Origin of the sequence: Pseudomonas sp. R19M, assembly GCF_050312585.1 — a bacterium.
Classification (GTDB): Bacteria; Pseudomonadota; Gammaproteobacteria; order Pseudomonadales; family Pseudomonadaceae; genus Aquipseudomonas; species Aquipseudomonas palleroniana.
In genome coordinates, this window is sequence record NZ_JBNPJV010000021.1 from 22,804 (window position 1) to 40,113 (window position 17,310).

Genomic DNA, 17,310 nt, shown 5'->3' on the forward strand with positions numbered 1-17,310 from the left:
AAAAAACCCGCTCCAAGGCGGGTACGAAGAATACTGCCAAGTCTCACGGTTGCCGCTTCTCTCCAAGCCTGTAGAGCGTGGCACGAGCCGCATTTCGAGCCTCCTGGACATCCACTGGAATGGGTGTGTCCTCTTCCAGCTGGGCGAGCGCGTACCAGTCACTTTCCCGCAGATAGCTACGGGCCTGCTCCAGGGCCAGATCGTCCGCCTGATCCTGAGCGCTCTTTATTTTTTCCAGCTTGCTGATATCAATCATGGCTCACCTCCTCCAGAGGCAGTGTTGACTGCACATCAGAGATGGGCGACGTGGGAACTTTAACCGCCCCATCAGTGCTCACCTCAATGATCGTGGGTTCAGCGGGATTGCGCAGCGATGACGGATCATCCCACTTGACCGGCAATTTAAGCGTCAGCTCCAGATCGCCATTGATTCGTGCTATGTCATCAACAAAGCAATCACTGCCCATGGCACTGGCCGGAAGCCGGTACCCTTCAGGAATGACTGCAAGATCAAAAGCCTGGCCATTGATCGTGATGACTTCATCACGCACAGAAACCTTCAGCGGCTCATCCGTCAGGAAAGGAAACAGTTTGATCTTGATCATTTCCACGCACCCCATACGGTCACGGCATTCTGAAAACTTTGAGCTGTCGAGCCATTTCTAATGATGATGTCCACCGCACTGGTCCCATTGACATAGCAGTTCAGCGCGCCGAAATGTTCATAAGTCATTTGTGGCTGCGGATTCACATAGACACTGCCACTGCCTAGTACGATTGCCACCGGCAACGAAACCGTCACCACAGTTGGCTGATTAGGCGGCAATACCGCGCTGACCGGACTGACGCCCTGAATGCAGATCTGGCCGTTGATGTACTTACTGATATTCCAGCCGCCGACCACTGTTTTGCTCATCAGGCCGATACCCGATACAGGGTCGCCTTCGGCATTGGCGCCTGTGTACAGGCATACCCATGGCGTCCAAGTGCCGTTGGCATTGACTCGCCTGAACACCGTATTGGTGGTGTCCGGGTTGACCCACTCTTGGGAGGAATACACGGCCGACAAATATTTGTGCGACAAAAAGCCATAACTATTAGGGCCGTTGGGCCCGGGAATGTTATTGCCGTAGTACTCGCCGGTAGCTTGTATGCTGTCGGCACTGGTGCTCAACAACTTCACCGTACCACCTACACCAAAATCACCTGCCTTGATGACTTGCGTCCAGGCCTTTCCCGCTGCTGCCCCCTGCAGGAACTGGCGCTCCCAGGTCACGTTCTCCAAAAGGCTATAGGCGATTTGCCTTACATAGCCACCCGACCCCGAGAGTACTTGAATGATGAATACGTAGGGGTATGGCAGCGAGACACCACCATTGCCGAACATGAACACCCCATTCACAACAGGTAGGTTATCGGCACTTTCAGTGGGTTGCATGGCGATGGGGGTAGTTCCTCCCCAGCCACTAGCCTTTGCCAATGCGTCACCCTTATACAACTCGTCCGTCATTGCATTGAGCTTTATCATCGCACTACGCGGAGTGTCGCCGCCCACACCGCTGGGCCGCGTACCTAGATCAATTTCTTGTCGTGCCATTTGAGGCCCCTAAAAATCAAGCAAAAAAAAACCGCACTACGGCGGGCATGAAAAAACGTCACTCACTCGCTCAAAATGCAGGTAGCGACACAGGGACGGAACCTACGACTTCCCCGCAGAGAGTTCCACAATCAACTCATAAAGCTGTCCGTCCTTTTGCAACTTAACGGTCATAACTTTTCCGGAAGTTTTGTCCCGCCTACCCGCTGCTATTGACTTGGCCGACAGCAGCTAATCCAGAGTAGTAAGATGGACCTTAAACCTACGCGTCGTAGTAGCGTCACCTGCACAAGTTAGCGCGACACTCAGAACAACTCCTGGGCTCGCTACCTATCAATTCCAAAGCATTAGAAATACTCAACACTGAAAAACCGGCCATTTATCACCAAGCACATCAAGCATTGTAATACCTATCAATTGGGAACTTTCAAACAGGAATACTAAAACACGTACCGTTCGTTCTTTGCCATAAAGGTCGCCTAAATTTTGCAGCTGAACCTTCATATTCAAAGCTGTCGAATTATTCGATCGAATTTGTAAACAAGCATAGGCTGACTGACCGGCATACCAATTCCTGTGTGGTCGTCAGGCCCCGTGGTCAGCGTGGCGGTTGCGGCGGGACCGAGTGCTTCGACGCGGCTGTAGAGCTCCTGCGTCATGGCGTTGATTTTTACGTTGGCGCTGCGCTGGGTGTCGCCTCCCAACCCATTAGGCGAATAGCCCAAGTTAATTTTTTTCTAGACATAAAAACTCCCAACTTGAATTAAAACACAAACACTTAAGCAAACAATCAAAATAAAAAATCAATATCATCAATTAAAGTCCAGAAACATCCGCAACCAGAATACGAATATCACCCGTTGGCGGAACATGATTAGCATTCCCAACCCATCCTGACTTCGAATAGGTCGGACCATACTGCGTCGCATAATTCGTATAACGCCCGTTATCTTCCACTCGGCAGGCCAAGATATATTCGAATGTATCGGTTCTCCCATTACTGAACATTTGCTGCCGGCAAATATAACGTGGACTCCCAACCGACCAAGCAACTTTCGCTGCAGTCAGCCCGGTAGACTGCTCAGCATAACTGTACGCACCACTTATACCTAGCAGACCTCCCCGTGGATCTTTATGCATACCAACCAACTTCAAGAAAGGCAATCCTGAATTGAATGTTACCGTCCCATCCGGGGCGCACACTTCAACACCTTGAGTATTTTTCGCCAACGTCTTTACGGGACCAAAGCTATAGCACTCAATCTTTTGACCAATATTGGTTACTGGTGCCCGAACCAAACCTCCTTGCTCTACAACTGGAAAACTCGCACGATAAAAACGTACCGTTGAACCATCGTTAGGTACTGCCGCATAGGCATCCCAATAGACAACCGTATTGGCGATAATAATATATGCACCACCAGCCACGGTCAGCGTAGTCGTACCGTAATGAACGAGGTTTACATAGTCCGTGCCAAATATCTTGAAGCCCTTTTCATTAAACGCCTCAATGCCAACACTCATCCCGACACCACGACCAATTGGGGCTTTCCTGAGAAAACACGGTAGATATTTATATTAGCGTAATTCCAGGCAACAGTGCTACCTAACACGCTGACAACCCTTGCTCTACCTCCCCCCTGATACAAGATATAGTTGAGCGTAGTTGAATCAACTGACGAATAAATACGACTGCCAGGAGTGGACACCACTGAAAGGTCAATTACATCAATCACTCGCGGATAGCGACCTGTTCCATCCATCAGCACACGACCATCTGGCGCTAACAACTCTATTCCATTAGGCATTAATTACCCCTCAATATCGCAGCCTTTGACCTCCATAAAAACTAGAGCACGTCAAGACCAAATACCTGCACGCAAGCAGGGTTTATCATTGCTATAGAAAATCTCGAGCAATTGGTTGGTAATTCTCAGGTACCCCCCACCTTCAACGTTTCCATTAATTTCGAATCCTCCATCTCTACTCAGCCTCCAACCAGTTTTTTTCTCCATACTGTAATTCGACGACTGCAGCCCATCACCAATCTTCAACATATTAATCGAGCCATCTTTTATAAACGCCGAATTGATATACGTATTATTTCCCTCTACCGCAAACGGACTAACCTCACCATCTCCGCCGAGGATCACAAACTTATCCGCAGCGACAATAAACTGGCTTTCCAGCAACCCAGACTCTCCAGCTTCCAGGCCAAGCCCGATCCCCGCATACTTATACTTACCGTTAGCAGTCACCTGCATTCGGACAGACCAGTTGGCAGCGAGTTTTCCTTTTGTGTCGGCGATGGCAGTAGCATTAGTCTGAATATTTACCGATTGCTGATCGACTTTAACCTGGACTGTATCAATACTCTTAGCGAGCGCTTTGTCTGCATTCGCCAACGTACTTAACTGAACATCAACGGCGGCAGAGTTACTGTTAACCCTTGCGTCCAGTCGCGTCACTCGTTGGGCTAATGCGTCATCACGCGATGCCGAGGCTGAATCCACGTTGGTAATGGCGGCCCGGTTCTGATTGACCTTGACCTCCAACGCGTCCGTCTTGATCGCCTGGGCAATGTCACCTTCGACAATCGCCGACATGACAGACCACGCTCCCGCGAGAGAGCCCTCATCACCGGCAAAACTACCGATATCATCACCCGCCATCTTCGGATTGACCTGGGCATATACCCCATCGGTCTTTTCCGATGTGCTGATGATTTTTCCACCCAGAGTGGTGACCTGGCTCTTCAAGCCGCCGAGCACTGAAGCAGTGGCCTCAATCCCCATGACTGGGTCATCAACCTTACTTTTCACGCTGTTTAGTTGTTGAGCTTGGGAGGTAACTTTGCCATCTACCGTTTCGATCGTTGCCTGGTTTTGACGAATTTGAAGCGCCAACGCATGACTGTTCTGCGCCAATGAACCGATGTCTAACCAATAGGTCGAGCTGGGTGGCGGATTACTCGCGGGCACCGCCTGGAGCGCCTGATACAAGTGATTGTTCAGGCGCACAAAATCACCACTGGCATACACTTTTTCCGGGTCATAAAGCAGCGCACCCGTTACTTGATCTACCAGACCTTCCAACTCTTTGCGGGTCGCTTCCAAGCGTTTGTTGACCGAGCCAGCACCAGAACCATCGATCAGCTCAATGCGATCAAAGAGATGTTTGCCCAGTTCAGTTTCGCCAACCTGTCCGGCAATCAAGCCTAGGATAGGTGAAGGGTCCGAACTGGCCTGCCCTTGCACTGCGGAGCCCGTCGGAAACCAAGCCCCAATATTCCCGCTGCGATCCACCAACCGAGCCCAGAAAAACAGCGAAGTACCCGCGCCCAACCCCATCAACGTCAGATCCGTCTGCGGATACGCGTAATCCCCCAACTTGGTCGCCAACGCCAGATCCGCAGTCTTCCCGTACCAGATCTCCGTGCGCTGCAAATCCGCCGTACTCACGTCTTGCGGAATCTGCCACTTCACCTTGATCGCAAACACCAACGACTCGGTGGTCAACGCTGCGACGGTTGGCGGCAAGGTGGTTTTGCCGTTGAGCACGGTCTCGATCGACTCGCTGTACAACGAGCCAATATCCAGCGCGTTGATCGCACGCACCTTGGCCACATAACGCCCGGCGTAAATGCCGGAAACTTCAATCGAGGTGCCGCCGGTGCGACCGGCGTAGATCCACTCGCCGTCGTTTTTACGCCAGTAAACTTCGAAGGCGATGGCATTGGCAGGGCGCTGCCATTCGATGTTCATCACGTTGACCGCACTGCCCTGCTCGACAAAATGGTCGTTACTGACCTTCACCCCCGTGGGCGCCGCTTGCACGCTGGGCGGAATCACCGTGATCGGCGGGCTGTCGATTTTGGCGCCGTTGTCGATGGCGGTGAATTTGCTCGGCACGTGCTTGACCGCGCTGAGGCTGTATTTGATTTCGTTATCCGAAAAATCTTCGGAAATCGACAGCACGCGAAACTGTTGCAACGCCAGGGTCGCGGAGTCGATTGCCCAGATCGATTGGGCCGGAGGCAGAGCGTCGAGCCGGGTTTGCAGCACGACCTGTTGCTCATCCGCGCTGCTGGCGCTGACGGCTTTGACCACTCGGGAAACCGCCTTGCCGTTGGGCATCACCAGAGTGATGGTATCGCCTGCAGCCGCTGTGACTTCGGCATCCAGGGTCAAGGTGTCGAGCGTCGCATCACGCAGGCGCCCACCAATGCGGCGGCCGGCGCGATCGTTGTCAGCCACGCGGATGATCTGCCCAGGGCGGGCCAATGTGCCGTCGAGGCCGACCGAGAACGTCACGCTCTCGGTTTCCAGGCGATTGGTCAGCAACGCCCATTTGCCGATGCGCTGGGCCTGGGCCTGCGACGTGCAACCGGTGGCGCTGATTTCGGTTTGCTGGATGCCATAACGGGCGATGCCGTCGGCGTCGTCGACGTATTGCACTTTCTGCCGATAGAAATCCGTCGGGTCGTTCCAGCTGACCAGTGCCACGGTGTAGCGGGTCTTTTTCGCTGAACCACCGTAGATGAACTGACCGCCGATCACGTTAGCATTGGAATAGGTGTAGACCGGGTCTTCCGGCATGTCCGCCACCGCCATGACCGAGCCTGCGCCCCAATAGGACATGCCTCGGAACGTAGTCGCCAAGTCCTGCAGGACCTTCAATGCATCGGCACGCACTGACAGGTACAGGTTGCAGGTGAAACGCGGTTCGGTACCGCCCTTGCCGTCGGACACCGGTTGGTCGCAGTACTGGCCGATGCGGTACAGCTCCCATTTATCCACTTGGCCGGCGTTGAGCAGGTGGCCGAGGCCATAACGCTGGTGCAGCAGCAGGTCGTAGTAGATCCAGGCCGGGTTGTCGGTCCAGGCGGATTTGAAGGTGCCGTCCCACACACCGGCATATACGCGGGTTTGTGGATCATAGTTGCTCGGCACCTTGATGATCCGGCCGCGCAGTTCGAAAGAGCGTGACGGGATCGATTGAAATTGTGCGGCATCAAATTGCAGGCCGATCAGCGCCGAGCCCGGGTAGCGCAGTTTGGCGTCAATCACTTCGGTGGAGGATTCCACAGTGGTGGTATCGGCAATCGCACCGCTGGTGGAGTTCGGCGTGATTCGACGCACGCGCAGGGTCCAACCACTCTTGGCGGGCGGCAGGTCAACGCGGTGGGAGCGCTCGTATTTGGTGGTGGTCTTGCCGCTGAACGCCGCCGCCAGCACCTGCACGAAGGCGCCGCCATCGGTGGACAGATCGATAGCGTACTGCACGGTGTAGCCGTTGGTATCGCCGTTACTGGTGTTGGTCTGCGAAAGCCGCGTGACCGCCAGGCGCACACGCACCGCCGACAGTTGCAGGTTGGAATAGGACTTGGTCCAGGGCTGGTCGCTGCGCAGCTCAATGGATACCGGGCTTTCGTTCTCCACCGCGGGGAAACCCGGGATATGAGTCTGGTCCTGGCTACCGTTGCGCGTATCGAGGGTCACGCCACTGAAGTTGAGGCTGCCATCGGCGTTGGCCAGTGGCGTCTCGTCGAGGAACACCGAGCGCTTATCGTTTTTCAAACCGACAATCTCGCCTTCGCTGACGAGATCGAGGATACGGGCATAGGCCGTACTTTGCAGGCTGTCTGGCGCCTCCACGGAGGGACGGGGCTTGGAAGCGCCGCCTTTGCTGCCAGCGAGAGTGAAGTCAGTCATGGCTTTCCTTCAGGCGAAATAAAGCCCGCACAGTGGCGGGCTGGTTGAAGAGGAAGAACGTTAGAGTTGATCTTGGGCGTAGATCCCGGCGCTGATCACGCAGCTCCCAACGATCAACTGCCCATAGAGCAGGCCAACCGGATTGCCCTGAGCGTTGGTGTTGACCGGGCCGTTGAAGCTGTAGCTCGGGCGGTTGTCGGGACTGTCCTGGGCTGAAAGCCCTTTGGGCGGCGGCGACAACATTTGCATGACGCCGCCCATCGCCATGGACGCGCCTGCCATCATCATCATGCTGGCGGCGGGACCGGTGATAAAACCAAACGGGTTGTAATACGCCACGGCGATCAGCACGGCACCAATGATGGTCTGCAACCCACCGGCACGCTTTGAGCCGGTCAACACAGGAGCGATACGGATCACGTCCTTGCCGAGCGGCTTCTGGATATCATCCTCTGCGATGTTGCGCTTGCCATTGAATACGGCGAAACGCAGCCCTTTGTCCGCGCTCTGCAGCATGTAGCGTTCAAAGCCGGGAAACTGCTTGAAATAGCCCATCACATCCCTGAAACCGCCGGAGGTGGTCACGCGATGCTCTCGACCGAAAAGCCTGGCGAGCGAACCTGATAACAAGACCGTTCGCATCGTGTGTTGTTCGACTGTAGCGGCCATGATTGCTCTCCTGGTCATAGCTGATCCTGCGCATAGATCCCAGCACTCACGACCGCACTGCCCACCGTCAGCTCGCCATACAACAAACCCACGGGGCTGCCTTGGATGCTGGTATTCACGGGGCCGTTGAAGCTGTAACTGGGCCGGTTTTCCGGGCGATCCATGGTGCCCAGGCCCTTGGGCATCGGGGACATCAACTGCATGGCGCCGCCCATGGCCATGGAAATGCCGATGTTCGCGGCGAAGGTCCAGCCGGTGGTGGACGTAGCACCGATCAATGTCGAAGTACCATTGGACGCCGCAAGGCCGCCCGAGAAGTAGGACGCGGCCACAATCAACGCGACCCCGATAATGGTCTGCATCGACCCCGCGCGCTTGCTGCCCATCAGCACGGGTGCGATGCGGATATCCAACGCGCCGGAAGGTGCCTTGAGACGATCGGGACCGATATTTTCCCGGCCCAGGAAGATCGAATAAGTCACCCCCAGATCCTTGGACTCCATCAGGAAACGCTCAAACCCCGGCACCAGAATGCACAACGCATGAATGGCCTCCGATGCGTTTCTGACCGCCAATCGATGCACGCGCCCGAAACTGGCGCCCAGGCTGCCGTAGAGGCGCACCGTCCTGACTTTTTCTTGATGCATGGCATCCTCCAGGCGAATGAAACGCCCCTGTGATTAGTGTTTTAACCGCTGACGATGGCGCCAAATGCTGACCGTTACCTCGCCCCAATAGCCACCATAGGTGTCGCGCTTGCTGTCGCGACCATAGAGGTGATGCAGGATCGAGCCTGGCGCCGGGTAATGTTCGGGTTCGCTTTGCAGCACACCGTCAGCCAGGTAGATCGCGGCGTGGTTCGGTACCGGCGAGCGAATCTGCATCAGCACAATGTCACCTTGCTGCAACTGACTGACCTGGATAAAGCCGGCGGCAGGCAGGTTGTCCAGATAGAGATTGCCGCCTTTGTCCCACCAGCCGTCCTCGCGCTGATAGTCACCCAGCTCGATGCCCAACTCGCGGCGGTAGTAGTCAAGGATGATGCTCAGGCAGTCATGCACACCGTGGGCAAAAGCACGACCGATCAGGGGTGCCTGGTAACCGTTCGGTGTACAACTGGCCCACTCCCCGATGCGGACCTGCCCATCGTCACCGGCGCGTACTTCGACAATGTGCCAAGGCAACCCGGAGGCTTCGCACGCCACGCGGTCCGCTTCACTGGGCGTCGCCGGGCAATCCGGATGGCTGTGCACTACTGCGAGGATTTCGCCGCGCTCTTCGGCGGCGGCATAGTCTTCGGGCGCGAGTCGAAAGTGTTCGCTCGGGGTACTCGCCGTGTTGCGACACGGCACATACACACGCTTGCGCCCTTCACGAATCAGCAGGCCGCAGCACTCATGCGGGTAGTCGGCCACGGCATGCCGGGAGATCGCCGCCAGGTTGATCTTGTTCATGTTCAACTCCGCAACAGGCCCGCTGCCGGAAAGGAACCGTAAGGCAGTGGATTGTTCTCGCCGAAACGCAGCTTGCAACTGGTCAACCGCCCACCGCACTTATCCTTGGCCGCATCCGTGACGATCACGTCATTGGTATCCGCCACCGGCCCGCCGTTGTAGCCGCAATAGGGGCCACGATAGCCGCCGCAGCTGAGCCACCAACACACGTTGGCGACGATCTGCCGGCGCGGCAGTTGTACACCGTTGAAGTCCAGCGCACTGGCCAGCTCGAACTTCACGGTCTCATTGCTTTCCGCGACCTTGCGCTCGACGTACCAGATGTCCGGCGGCAACTCCTCTTCGGGGTCTGCTTCGGGCTGGCCGTCGAGATACTTGCCCAGGGTGCGATGGCGAATCAGCCGCGCCCCCACGAGATCCTCGAAATACAACACCAGCGCCGTAATGAAACCGCCAACGTTGCCCACGGCCAGCGTTGGCGTGGGTTGTGTACCCTGCCCCGACATTTCAAAGCCTTCGGCCTGGATCGGCCAGGGTGAATACTCGTGGCCCTGCCAGAAGATCGATGACTCCTGGGGATAACCGTGAAAGCGGTACAACTCGGCGCCAAGGGCGGTGGCATCGAGCTCGAAAAGCTCCACCCAGGCCCCGGGCTCCAGGGTCTGGATATCTGCGGTGATGGACATATAAATCTCCGGGCAAAGAAAACCCCGCGGATCGCGGGGTGTCGAGCGTCGCTTGAGACGCTAGGGGTGGAAGGCCTGCTCGAACGTCGCTGTCAGGGAGTAGATCCCGGCGCCCAGCGGTGTCGGTTGATACCCTTTGCAGCGATACAGCCCAGGCGAGGCCAACGGCGCGGTCCAACTGAACGCCCTGGCACCGGCATGACGGTCAAGGAACGTCGCAATCGCCCTGATCCGCGCCTCGTCGCCGACGAACGTCAGTGGCCAAGACTCGGTCTTGTTGTTGATTCCGTCAGCCGCTGTTTGCTGATAGCCGTCGCCAAACTTGGCCGATTTAAGGCGAAATTCAACGCTGCCGACAGGCTCGACTTTGGGCTCCCAGGTGAAGGTTTCTGTACTCATGTGTTCTCCAGGCATATGCCTTTGGTTGTCAGCGGCCGTTGATGGCCGACCAGATTTGCCCGCCCGGTTTCAGGTCACGCGCGATCTGCTCGGCGGCGCCCTGACGGGCGGAGCCCGCGTAGGCACGCGCAACGTTCTGGGCGTTGGTATCCGCGCCTGAACCCTGGCCGTCGGCGACATTGATGGTTTGCTGGATGACCACCTGGTTACTGCTGGTGCTGCCCGATTGGCCCGAGCCCAATGCGCGTACGCCAAGCGAACCATCGGAACCGCGACTCAAAGGCATGATGGCTTCGGGGCCGGCTTCGCCGAACAGGGCCATCGGCGCTAAGGTCGGACTGCTGGTTACGGAATTGGTGAACGCACCGCCGCTGGCAAACGGATATGTTTTTGGCGGCGAGTAGCTGAAGTCCGACGACAGCTTGAGTGCGTTGGTATAGCCACCTGGTCCAACTGCGGTGCTGGCACCTGCCGCTCCGGCACCTGGCGTAAAGAAGCTCTGCAGTGCTGAACCAGCGAAACCTAACAGTGAACTCAACACACTCGACCCAGCGGTTTTCGCCGCCATCGTCGCCATGTCCTTGAGCACCGACTTAGCGAACTCGGAGAAGTTGAACTTGCCAGTGGTGACAAACGTCGCAACTGCATCGTCCATCTGCTTGAAAGCGCCGGTGAACATGGCTTTCGATTGTTCTGCAGCCGTTCCCGAGCTGCTTACGTAGTCCTTGAACGCGCTTTGAGCGCCTGTGCTCCAATCATCCACCAGCGTGGTCAAGAGGGCGAAATGACCTTGGATTTGCCGTGACTTGTCATCATCCAGGAAAGCAAAACCTGCCGAATCATCACCCGCCCCAGAGGCAGGCAGATCGCCATACGGCCCGCCCCCTGGAAACTTCAGCCCCGCCCGCTCGGTATAAGTTTGCGTATCCAACGAGCCGACAAAACTATTCTGCGCACCCTGGCTCTGCTTGAGCACCTCCACCAGTTGCGCATTTTTCTGGATAAATCTTTGCGCCGCATCCGTAGCCGGGTCATAAGACTTTTGAAAGTCCTTGAACTGGCCGGAAGTGACCTGCAACGCCGCTGCGGCAGAAGCGCTGACCTTTTTACCGGCGTCTTCGATCTTCTGCTGCATCTCGCGCATGCTTTGTTCGGTAATCCGTGACGCCTTCGCCAGGGCCTGCTCCAGGCTGCCGAGGTTGAGCGTCAGATTACCCTGGTAAGCAGTTGCCATAGGTTTCTCCGGGTCATGGATAAAACCCGCCTCGGCGGGTTTCAAGGAAAATGGCGTCGTCCTTAACGCCACTCGTTCATCGCACGTTCGAGTGACAGGCCCCGACGCAACTCATGGGGCATGAAGTCAATCAACTCGGCCGTGCCGCCGCCCAGCCGGTGGGTCTGCAGCGCCACCAACGCGCTGCCCGCCTCCAGCCGCCTACCGGCATGCAGGGAGCCATATCGGTCGATATAGCGCCCCCAGGCCAGGGCTTCTTGGTAGGTCATGCGTTCCTTGGCTTCGACAATCGTGCGGCCGCCCACTCCGTTCAGCACCAGCTCGTGCCAGAACTCATCGGCGGCCGTCAGTTCTTTGCCGACGCGCCACCCGTGCCATTCACCTCATTGACTGCGTTGAGGATCACGAACCCCAACGACGGCTCAAGGCTGTAGGCATCGTCGTAGCTCAGCGTTTCAGTGCCGTCGCTGCCCAGCGATACCGACGCGGCGAGGTAACTGGCATTGCGGCTCTGCTCGGACTCACCTTGAGTAAACAGGCGCTCGATCACACCAAAGGACTGACGGCGAATGTGCAGGGTAAACGTGTCTGTCACTTCCTTGCCGCTCTTGCTGTCCAGGTGCGTCCAGCTGACTTCTTTCTTGACCGGCACGCCATCGACGATGCCGCCCTTGGCTTTGAGTTGTTTGAGGTTCATGGCGTCTCTCAGGCTTTCTTGATCCAGGCGCTGCCGCCGGTGCGTTGGATGGTGACGGTGGTGGTGACCACGGCGTTCAGCGCGAAGTTGAACGGGAAGTCCGACACGTAGCCGTCGAAGGTGAACCAGGTGCGCGTCGCCGGCAGCTCAAAGCCGTCACCCTTGGTATTCACGGTAGGCAGCACGTCCTTGCCGTCGGACCAACCGACAGCCCATTTGACGCCGGTGTCGCCCTTGGCTTCGGACAATTGGTGCAGGCGAATATGGCTGGCGTTGGTGGGATCGGCGTTCAGGCCCAGGCTCGCGGTGCCTGGGGTGCGCAAGCCTTTTTTGTAGCTGCGCTCTTCGGCGTTGAGGCTGGTGTCTTCGATCTGCTCAGCGGGCGCGCCGCCGGGTTCGAACGAAGTGGCGTGCTCGATTTCCAGCACGGTGTAAGGCCCGGTGCCGGAGACCGGCGGGACGAGGGCAAAAATCTGGGTACCTTGGGTAAGAATCGACATCGAGTGTTCTCCATGAACAATAAAAAACCCGCCAATGCGGGTTGTGGGGGTGCAACAGTTGTATGACGGTGGTCGAGGCTCAATCAGGGCGCCGGTTTGCCATCCAGATAAGGCGGAGCATTCGGGTCCGGTTCGCGGCTCTTGATCAGGTCGACCAGCGCCTGGTTGCTCTGAGCCAACAGCCGCAAGGCAGCATTGAGCGCCACCTGGCCATCGGTTTGGGTTTGCAGGGCGGCGATCAAGCGGTTGATCGCAGCCAAATCTTCGTCGTTCATCGGCATCTGGATTCCTGTTTCAAATCAGTTAGGTATTGCAAGCGAGGGAGGCATTCATCAACAACGTGCAACTCCGACCATCAAGACGACAACCCGACAGCCGAGATCGAACTGCGATACCCCGCCACCGGATCGCCGACATGGACCACCTTGGCAATCGACCACCGCCCCTGCATGTACGAGGGCCAGGATTCATCCAGTACCAAAAGCCCTTCGGCAGCCAACAAGGGGTTGCCCGGACAGTCGATCTGCATTTTCAAGTCTTCGCGCCCCACACGGCGCAGCTCGCCTTCGGCCACGGCACGGGCTTCGGCTTCGTTCTGACAGCGTTGTCGCAAGGTCTTGAACGGAGCAACGCCGACCTGAACCACCTGCTGCTTGCCACTGGCGGCATCCCACCAACTGACGCGGCTGCCCGCATACTTGGCGCGGGACTTTTCGTCGAGCGTCGCGGTGATGAACGACTGGTTGCCGGGGCGGTTGTCCTGCGTCACAGAGAGCGTTACCTGCGGCAGCATTTCACGGCCAGACAACGTCTTGACCTGCCCGGCCTCGGCCAGCACATAGAGTTCGTTGAATGGCTTGCTGATGGCGCTGTAGCGCTTGGCGAGACGTGTGATGAAGGCCATATCGCTTTCGTTGGACTGATCGATATGGGCAATCGCAATGCCCTCCAGCGCCGGCGCCACTCGCGGCGAAAACCCGTGGCGGCTGACCAACTGACGGAACAGCGCACCCAAGGTCGTGGGCCCATAGCTGGCGGATCGACGCTGGCGATAGCCACTTTCATCCACCATGCTGAAGGGCGCAGCCGTGGCCACGATCTTCAAGCACATGGGAAACAGCACCGGGGTTCGCTGGGTAACGACGAACTCGCCCTTTTCCACCAACCCCGTCTCCCGATAACCGACGCGCAAGCCAATCTTGCCGCTCAAGCTGGGCAGGCCCTCCAAGCCTTCGATGTTGAGGGTCAGCTCCAGCCGGTCGCTCTCGATACCCGTGGTGTCGGTGTGTTTCCAATACATGAGGCGTTGATTGAGCAGCGCCGCATTGGCACCGTAAAACTCGATAATCGGGGTAAATTCCTGTGCCATGCCTGCCTCCTTAATCCCAAGCCAGAACAGGCCGTACAGCGCGCAGCCGTACCTGCATTTCCGGCACGATGATCCAGACACCGGCCGGCAATACCGGCCCATGTTCGGCAAGCTCGGGATTCAGCCGCCACAACGTTTCTTCCGCCGCATCATCACAACGCCCCAACTCACGATAGAGCAGCAGGTTGACCGAATCCCCGGCGATACTTCGTACTCTACGCATTGACGAATTCCTCCAGTTCCAGGCTCCAGGTCATGACCAGAGCGGTGCCGTCGTCAATCACATTGCCCTGGGTTTCCATCAGCGAATTGATCCGCCACAGGCCCCAGTTACGGCCAATACCATCTACCAGCGGCAACGGCGTCCGCCTGTTCTGCAGCGCACGCAACTCGTCCAGGCGCTGCATGCCGATGGCGTACATGGCTGTGCCGCTGAATGTGAGTTTTTCCAACTTCTGGCCGCTCTGCCGCGACTGGGACTTGCTGGCGATAATCGCCAGGTCACTCCAGCCACCGTCGCTGGTACGAACCAACGACGAATAGGCGAACCCTCGAGACAGACCGAAAATAAAGTCGCCGAGTACCATCTGCTGTCGCATCAATCACCTCCTGGATCAGTCAATGCCGCGTTGCGTCGGACACCGAGGGAGTCGGTGACCATCGGCATGCATTGGAACTGCAGAGCCTGGATCACCTGGTTGACGACCTGCTGGGCATCGGCGGGGTTTACGCCGGTGATCTGAATGCTCGGGGCAATACTGACCTGCACGTTATCCGTACGCGCCGCGTTGAGCTCCTTGCTCACCACGCCGGGCGCAGGCAAGCGATCACTTGGCCCAAACAATTTATCCCCCAGCCAACTCCCCGCTTCACTGCCCAGCAAGCCTCCAATCGCACCGCCGACCGCCGTTCCGACACCGGGGAAAATCATCGTGCCGATGGCCGCACCGGCAGACGCTCCCGCCCAGGCGCCACCGGCAGTACTGAGCCCGGCGCCGACGGCTTTAGCGTCACCGTTGCGCACGCCCTGGACCACGTCGATGGCGGTGTCGACATACTTCAGTGGGCCAAGGCGGCGGGCGGCGGCCGACTCGAGACGCGTCAGGGTGCCGATGGCGGAACCGGCAGACGCTCCCAGCAATGCGCCACCGGCAGTACCGAGGCCGGCGCCGATGGCTTTAGCGCCACCGTTGCGTATGCCCTGGGCCCCATCGATGGCGGTATCGACAACCTTCAGCGGGCCGAGGCGACCGGCTGTGGCCGATTCCGGTTTGGCTAATGCGTCCAACAGGCCGGTGACCTGGCCGCTGGCTGCGCGACGAGCTGTGGCGCGTGCCGTCGAGGGCGCTGCGTAGGAGGCAAATGTGTTGCCCGACAGACGGGTCGAGCCCTGGCTCGCCAGTTTGCTGTCGAACGCACGCAACGGCTGGCCCATGACATTGAGCGGCTGTGAGACCGGCGCTGAGAGACCAGTAAGTTGCGACTTGAGATCGGCCCGCTTTCTGACGACGCTGGTCTTGATCGACCTTGAGGTAGCCTGACGAGTCTTGTAACGCTTGCCGCGTGGCCCCTTCGCATTAGCCTTGGCGCTTGGCTTGCCTTTGCCGCTGTCTTTGTCCCTGGCGGTTTCGCCGACACGTTCAGGCAACTGAGCGGTCGCTGAATCCAGCGGGCCGCGGATCCCGGCAGGCAGAGCGCCCGTACAGCAGCACTCCTTGCCTGCGTTGCTGCCCTTGCCCTTATCGTCCTTCTTGAGCCACTTGGCAGCGGTTGGAAACTTGTCAGCCACGGCATCAAGCGCCTTGTCCGAAACCCGTTCCTTGGCTTTATCCCACAAGCTGGTGAGCAGTTCTTTGCCGACAAACTTACCGGCATCCGTTGCGCCTTGTAGGCCTTTGTCCACCCAGGAGGTCGAAGCCGGAGCGGGTTCTTTCGGCTGACTTTTGGCAGGCTCGCTACTGACCTCAACCGTTTTGGTTGCCAGCGTATTACCGGTAATGAACAACGTGCTGGTGAGCGTTTGCAACGCCTCGCGCAGCTGCACTTGCTCCAACGTCAAAGCGTTGATATCCACGCTGACGGTCACCAGCGCCGAGGCGAGCACCGACTGCGGATCCTGTTGTGGCCGCGCTGCCGCATCCAGGCTTGCTGGCGCTGCAAGGCTGGCGGAAAACGGTGCCAGCACACTGCCAAGGTCCGCGTCGTCAAGCAGCCAGCGTTTGTCTTCCTGGGCGAGCCTCATCCCAGATTGAGTCTCTTGCATCCCGCTTACTCCTGTTTGACGCCAAGGCGGGTGATCGCGATGTCGTAGCGGCGCAATGCTTTGCCGGCGTCCCAGTCGAGGATCTCCGCCTCATTGACCGAGTAGATCAGCGGCACCACATCGAGGATCACTTCGATGTCGCGCTCCGAAAGAAGTCCGCCGGTTGATTTAAAAAATCGTCGATGCGCTCCTGCAATTCCGTCCAGTCGGGCACGGTCAGGTTGGCAAGATCCGGGATCATCAGGCCGGTGCAATGAGCGGTGATGAACTCGGCGCGCTCTTTGTTGGTGGCGAGTTTTTTCATCACCTTGGTGGCGCGCAGCGCCGGCATTTCCAGCGGCAGCTCAGTCAGGGCGCGACCTGCGGCATCGAGTGGCAACAGCAGCTGGACGGGCTGGTCGTGGCTGGTTTTTTCGGGGGTTTTCAAGAAGAACGACGCAGGCTGCGTCGACATTTCGTGTACGTACTGCGCAATGCTTACGTAGTCCGGACGCTTGAGTTGGTCCAGTTCTTTTTCCGACAGGCCGGTGGCGAGTTTCGCCAGTTCGAAGAACTGATCGTCCTCGTCATCACCGGCCCGGGCCAGCGCGTCTTTTTGCGCGGCGTAGAACAGTGGCTTGAGTTGAATCTGCTCGATCGTCGCGCCGGTGTCGGCAGTGATCGGCGAGAGCAGCAGGTGCAAGGGTGGCATCCAGGCCATGGGGCTATTCCTTGGTGAAGTAGGGGGC

At 57.8% G+C, this 17,310-nt stretch carries 21 protein-coding genes; all 21 read right to left on the reverse strand.

Going from position 1 to position 17,310, the window contains the following annotated elements; genetic code table 11:
* Positions 1-43: 43 nt before the first annotated feature.
* The 21 genes from ACQRBT_RS03285 to ACQRBT_RS03385 all read right to left on the reverse strand — a co-directional run bounded on the left by ACQRBT_RS03285 (position 44) and on the right by ACQRBT_RS03385 (position 17,282).
* Positions 44-256: a hypothetical protein gene (locus tag ACQRBT_RS03285; RefSeq protein ID WP_104995672.1), complete on the reverse strand. Its 213-nt coding sequence runs from the start codon at positions 254-256 to the stop codon at positions 44-46.
* Complete coding sequence (locus tag ACQRBT_RS03290) at positions 249-605, reverse strand: hypothetical protein (protein WP_412046686.1); 357 nt, start codon at positions 603-605, stop codon at positions 249-251. The genes ACQRBT_RS03285 and ACQRBT_RS03290 overlap by 8 nt, the downstream gene beginning before the upstream one ends.
* Positions 602-1,597: a pyocin knob domain-containing protein gene (locus ACQRBT_RS03295; protein WP_412046687.1), complete on the reverse strand. Its 996-nt coding sequence runs from the start codon at positions 1,595-1,597 to the stop codon at positions 602-604. Before ACQRBT_RS03295 ends, ACQRBT_RS03290 begins: the two co-directional genes overlap by 4 nt.
* A gap of 816 nt (positions 1,598-2,413) precedes the next feature.
* Entirely contained in the window at positions 2,414-3,121 is a 708-nt protein-coding gene (locus ACQRBT_RS03300) for a hypothetical protein (RefSeq protein WP_412046688.1), read from the reverse strand.
* Between the two features lie 335 nt (positions 3,122-3,456).
* Positions 3,457-7,311 (reverse strand): phage tail protein, encoded by a 3,855-nt coding sequence (locus ACQRBT_RS03305; RefSeq protein WP_412046689.1) that lies wholly within the window; start codon positions 7,309-7,311, stop codon positions 3,457-3,459.
* Positions 7,312-7,371: 60 nt separating this feature from the next.
* Entirely contained in the window at positions 7,372-7,980 is a 609-nt protein-coding gene (locus ACQRBT_RS03310) for a tail assembly protein (protein WP_104995666.1), read from the reverse strand.
* Between the two features lie 14 nt (positions 7,981-7,994).
* Positions 7,995-8,627, reverse strand: coding sequence for a tail assembly protein (locus tag ACQRBT_RS03315; RefSeq protein WP_412046690.1), 633 nt, complete (start codon positions 8,625-8,627; stop codon positions 7,995-7,997).
* 33 nt (positions 8,628-8,660) lie between these two features.
* Positions 8,661-9,434, reverse strand: a complete 774-nt coding sequence (locus tag ACQRBT_RS03320; RefSeq protein ID WP_161549893.1) for a C40 family peptidase — start codon at positions 9,432-9,434, stop codon at positions 8,661-8,663.
* A 2-nt stretch (positions 9,435-9,436) separates the two neighbouring features.
* Positions 9,437-10,120, reverse strand: a complete 684-nt coding sequence (locus ACQRBT_RS03325; protein WP_104995663.1) for a phage minor tail protein L — start codon at positions 10,118-10,120, stop codon at positions 9,437-9,439.
* Between the two features lie 60 nt (positions 10,121-10,180).
* Positions 10,181-10,519: a phage tail protein gene (locus tag ACQRBT_RS03330; protein ID WP_104995662.1), complete on the reverse strand. Its 339-nt coding sequence runs from the start codon at positions 10,517-10,519 to the stop codon at positions 10,181-10,183.
* A gap of 28 nt (positions 10,520-10,547) precedes the next feature.
* On the reverse strand, positions 10,548-11,753 hold the full coding sequence (locus ACQRBT_RS03335; protein WP_412046691.1) for a phage tail tape measure protein: 1,206 nt from the start codon (positions 11,751-11,753) through the stop codon (positions 10,548-10,550).
* Positions 11,754-11,815: 62 nt separating this feature from the next.
* The gene (locus ACQRBT_RS03340) at positions 11,816-12,070 is read right to left on the reverse strand and encodes a hypothetical protein (protein WP_104995660.1); all 255 of its coding nucleotides are present in this window, start codon (positions 12,068-12,070) and stop codon (positions 11,816-11,818) included.
* A 29-nt stretch (positions 12,071-12,099) separates the two neighbouring features.
* Positions 12,100-12,450 (reverse strand): phage tail assembly chaperone family protein, TAC, encoded by a 351-nt coding sequence (locus tag ACQRBT_RS03345; RefSeq protein ID WP_104995659.1) that lies wholly within the window; start codon positions 12,448-12,450, stop codon positions 12,100-12,102.
* Between the two features lie 8 nt (positions 12,451-12,458).
* Positions 12,459-12,950 carry a phage tail tube protein gene (locus tag ACQRBT_RS03350; RefSeq protein WP_104995658.1) on the reverse strand — a complete coding sequence of 164 codons (492 nt, stop codon included), beginning with the start codon at positions 12,948-12,950 and terminating at the stop codon, positions 12,459-12,461.
* 83 nt (positions 12,951-13,033) lie between these two features.
* On the reverse strand, positions 13,034-13,225 hold the full coding sequence (locus ACQRBT_RS03355; protein ID WP_104996212.1) for a hypothetical protein: 192 nt from the start codon (positions 13,223-13,225) through the stop codon (positions 13,034-13,036).
* 80 nt (positions 13,226-13,305) lie between these two features.
* The gene (locus ACQRBT_RS03360; protein WP_412046692.1) at positions 13,306-14,319 is read right to left on the reverse strand and encodes a phage late control D family protein; all 1,014 of its coding nucleotides are present in this window, start codon (positions 14,317-14,319) and stop codon (positions 13,306-13,308) included.
* A gap of 10 nt (positions 14,320-14,329) precedes the next feature.
* Positions 14,330-14,542, reverse strand: a complete 213-nt coding sequence (locus ACQRBT_RS03365) for a tail protein X (protein WP_104995656.1) — start codon at positions 14,540-14,542, stop codon at positions 14,330-14,332.
* Entirely contained in the window at positions 14,535-14,918 is a 384-nt protein-coding gene (locus tag ACQRBT_RS03370) for a phage tail protein (protein WP_104995655.1), read from the reverse strand. The genes ACQRBT_RS03365 and ACQRBT_RS03370 overlap by 8 nt, the downstream gene beginning before the upstream one ends.
* Positions 14,918-16,582 carry a tail tape measure protein gene (locus ACQRBT_RS03375; RefSeq protein WP_412046693.1) on the reverse strand — a complete coding sequence of 555 codons (1,665 nt, stop codon included), beginning with the start codon at positions 16,580-16,582 and terminating at the stop codon, positions 14,918-14,920. The genes ACQRBT_RS03370 and ACQRBT_RS03375 overlap by 1 nt, the downstream gene beginning before the upstream one ends.
* Positions 16,583-16,587: 5 nt before the next feature.
* Positions 16,588-16,713, reverse strand: a complete 126-nt coding sequence (locus ACQRBT_RS03380) for a hypothetical protein (RefSeq protein WP_017844653.1) — start codon at positions 16,711-16,713, stop codon at positions 16,588-16,590.
* The gene (locus ACQRBT_RS03385; RefSeq protein WP_412046694.1) at positions 16,710-17,282 is read right to left on the reverse strand and encodes a phage tail assembly protein; all 573 of its coding nucleotides are present in this window, start codon (positions 17,280-17,282) and stop codon (positions 16,710-16,712) included. Before ACQRBT_RS03385 ends, ACQRBT_RS03380 begins: the two co-directional genes overlap by 4 nt.
* Positions 17,283-17,310: the final 28 nt, after the last annotated feature.